This is a genomic window from Vibrio sp. 1401 (genome assembly GCF_033340295.1).
Genome location: NZ_JAWOWF010000543.1, coordinates 1 through 608 on the forward strand (window position 1 = coordinate 1; position 608 = coordinate 608).

Sequence of the window (608 nt, forward strand, 5' to 3'; positions counted from 1 at the left end):
TAACATTGATTGTTCATTCACATCCAAAGAGCTTTCTAATGATTCCAACCGCTTGCGGTTTTGCTCGACAACTTGGACACCTTTTTCGGTATGTCGTGTAGCAAGTAATGAATCTTCTGACGAAGCATTCGTTACTGTCGCAATTTCACGTATGGACGCCTCTAGCTGAGTAATCGTAGTCACCATGCTCGCTAACGCTTCGTTTTGCGTCGTTAGACCTTCATTGGTTTGCTCAGCTGCATCGTGGCTGATTTCTGCGGTTTGATAAAGCGTCTCACAATTACGTGTAACCGTTTGGATAGAGTCGTGTGTTGAATCGATCACCTGATTCAATTTGCGTGCGACCTCTTTTAGCTCAAAGGGGCCCATCTCATCTGCTTTGGCACGAAAATCGTGGTCAGTTAATGCGGATAAACGTACCAGCACATTCTTCAATCCTCGGTTTGTCCACGTTTTTAGCCCGAACCAAGAGACCAAAATAACCAGAGAGATAACACACGCCGCGACAAGAACCATCATGCTGACGTTGCCTATGGTGTTATTGACCATGGCTTCGCGTTCATCAATCAAGTTCGATGCCGACTGCGAAATGCTATCCAAGAGCCTCA

The 608-nt window shown here is 45.9% G+C and carries 1 pseudogene; it reads right to left on the reverse strand.

The window, feature by feature from the left end:
* Nucleotides 1–608, reverse strand: a pseudogene (locus R7Z77_RS26725) (methyl-accepting chemotaxis protein); the annotation flags it as partial.